The following is a 3,339-nucleotide window of genomic DNA, read 5'->3' as shown; positions in this document are numbered from 1 at the left end:
CCCTACACCCTACACCCCACACCCTACACCCCACACCCTACACCCTACTGTCCAAGAAGATTATTTTCTGGAGAATAAAACGTAAAAACAGGGAATAATAAACAGAGTTAACAGAGTTGCTAAAGACAAACCCGAAAAAACGACAATTCCTAAAGGTTGCAGGAATTCTCCCCCCTCTCCCAATCCTAAAGCGAGGGGAAATAAACCTAAAACCGTGGTCACGGTGGTCATCAAAATCGGTCGTAAACGTTGGGGAGCGGCCTTTAAAATGGCTTGTAGTCGAGTAAAACCGAATTCTTGCCGCAATTGATTGGCCAATTCCACCATAATAATCCCGTTATTAACCACAATGCCCACCAATAAAACCACCCCGACGATGACAATGGCATTAATCGGGGTTTTAGTCCAATATAGCCCAAAAATTCCCCCCGCTAGGGCCAAAGGAACGGTTAACATAATCACCAAAGGGTCTATAAGCGAGTTATACTGCACGGCCATGACCACAAAGACTAAAAATACCGATAAACCCGCTAATAAACCCAAAGAACCCTGAATTTCTTGATTAGACATGGCAGCAGCACTGGGTAAAATGCTGATACCATCGGGTAAGGGAGTGGAATTTAAAACCGATTGTACTCCCGCGAGTGCGTCACTTAATTTCGCACCCTCGACTAAACTGCCGATAATAATAAAAACTTGACGCTGATTAATTCTCTGGATGACTGCTGGGGTTTTTCCCCCTTCAATCCTGGCGATATCTGCTAATTTTAAGTCTTCTTGTCTATTGACAAAAATAGGTATTTGTGAGATGTCACTAATTTTTTGCCGCGAGTCGGGGTCTAATTGCACCCGGATATCGATTAATCTTTCTCCCCGTTGCAGTTGGGTGGGGATCGATCCTTGAATAGCGGTCCGTAGCGTTTGTCCCACTTCCAAGGTACTCAATCCCAAACTATTTAAGCGGGTCCAATCGGGTTTAATCTGGATTTCCGGTTGTCTGGGGTCAGCATCGGGACGAAAACGGGCACTAGGGACTTTTTCATCGAGAATACTGAGGATTTCTTCACCAGCTTGCTCTAAAGTTTTCCCATCGGGTCCCTGTAACATCACATCCACGTCAGCACCGACGGAGGGAGAGTTATTAAGAATAATACCGCGCACTTGACCGGGGGTGAGACGCAAACGCACGTTAACGAGGTTTAATTGCTCTAGTGCTTTGCTCATGCGTTCGATATATGCTTCTGTATTAGTGCCTTGTTTGAGATTAATCGTACTAGAAGCGCGCAAAATATTTTCATTGGTAGTTGTGCCAAAAAGAGAACCGCCACTGGTAGTAAAAACATACTCAGTTTCCGGTTGTGATAATAAAATCTTTTCTACTTCCCGCATCACCTGACGGTTAGTATTTAAATTGGTACCGGGGGGAAATTGAGCAAAAAGGCTCACCTGTCCGGTTTGAATACGACTAAAGACTTCCTGGGGGATATATTGCCAGAGATAGAAACTACTTCCCCCTAAAATTAAAAAGGCCAGTAGGATAACAGGTATTCTGTAGCGGATGATTTTAGCTAAACAACGACCGTAGAGAATGGTTAAACCTTCTAGACGTTGACTAAAGACTTTTAAGAGCCAAAATCGCTGAATACCACGGTCAACCTGCATATTTAACAAACGACTGGCTAACATGGGAACAACGGTTAACGCACACAGGAGAGAAGCAGCCACAGCAAAACTGATAGTGAGGATAATCTCGTTAAACAGCAGGGAAATAAAACCACCCAGTAATAAAAATGGCAGGATAGAGACGAGATTAGTCGCAGTGGAGGCCACTAAAGCAGATTCTACCTCTTGGCTGCTATTCCGGGCAATTTCTAAAAAATCTCGCTTATTTTGGTTTTGATTAACCTTGAGGGCAATATTTTCCAGCATGACAATGGAATTATCCACCACGATACCCACCCCTAGGGCCAATCCTCCCAAACTAAACACATTTATCGATAACCCAAATAACTTCATACAGATGATTGCGACCAGGGTAGAAAGAGGAATCGCTAGGGTAATGATAAAAGTCTGTCGCAGGGAACCGAGAAAGACGAATACAGTCAATCCTGCTAGAATTGTCCCTGCTAGTCCCGACGAAACCACGTTATTAACCGCATTTTGGATAAATACAGACTCATCGGTAGTGGGGACGACTTGCATCCCCTCTGGAATCAACCCGGATTTTTTTAATTCGGCAATGCGTTTTTTGACCCCTTCTACCACAGCAATCGTGTTCGCATTGGGTTGTTTTTGGACGCTAACCCGCACGGCATTTTTTCCATTTAGGGTGACAAAAATTCTTTGTTCTTCTGTCCCATCGATAACTCTGGCCACATCCCGCAGATAGATTTTTTCTTCGGGATTATTACTATCGGTCAGTGCTAAATCTTGGATATCCGCTACGTTTTTAAATTTCCCCACTGCGCGGGTTAAAGGTTCCCCAGTTTCTCCCTCTAGTCGGCCCCCAGAGATGTCCTGATTACGTCTTTTTAGGGTGTCTAAAACCTGATTTAATCCCACTCCTAAAGATTGTAATCGCTGCAGGTCAATATTAACTTGAATTTCTTCTCTAACTCCCCCAATCACGTCCACCACTGCCACTCCTCCCACAAATCCTAATTCTCTACCTAATTCTTCATCGGCAAATAATCTTAAATCTTTTAGGGGTAGGGTATCAGAAACGAGAGCAAATTCATAGACGGGTAAACGAGAGGGTTCAAATTTGTTTAAGCGCGGTTCCTCAATAATATCGGGTAAATTTTGTCGGACACGATTAAAACTTTCGGTAGCTTCATTTAAAGCAACATTTAAATCTCCCCCCGGTTGAAAAAATAAATCTACTCGCATCCTTCCCTCGCGAGTTTCTGAATAAACTTGCACTACTCCCTCGGTGGCACTCATTCCCTCTTCTAGGGGTTTAGTTACTTCTTCGAGAATAACTTCCGGGGAAACTCCCGGGACATTCATCCTTAAACTAATGCGGGGATAAGTGATAGAAGGTAGCAAGTCCACTTCTAAACGATTTAGAAAAAAAAGACCGATGATGATAACTGCTATAGTTAACATCAATACTCCTATATGACGACGAATTGATAGACTGCTTAGGGAGATATTTTCTGACATGATTATCTATGGGGGAGAGTAAACAGTAAACAGTAAACAGTGAACCCATAACTGATAACTGATAACTGATAACTGATAACTGATAACTGATAACTGATAACTGATAACTGATAACTGATAACTGATAACTGATAACTGATAACTGATAACTGATAACTGATAACTGATAACTGA

At 42.8% G+C, this 3,339-nt stretch carries 1 protein-coding gene; it reads right to left on the bottom strand.

Annotated features, from left to right (window positions below; all coding sequences use genetic code 11):
- Positions 1-60: 60 nt before the first annotated feature.
- Positions 61-3,165, bottom strand: coding sequence for an efflux RND transporter permease subunit (locus IQ242_RS20180; protein WP_193961180.1), 3,105 nt, complete (start codon positions 3,163-3,165; stop codon positions 61-63).
- Between the last annotated feature and the right edge of the window lie 174 nt (positions 3,166-3,339).

The organism is Microcystis sp. LEGE 08355 (genome assembly GCF_015207185.1).
GTDB lineage: Bacteria > Cyanobacteriota > Cyanobacteriia > Cyanobacteriales > Microcystaceae > Microcystis > Microcystis panniformis.
This window is presented reverse-complemented; position numbering and strand designations above follow the sequence as displayed.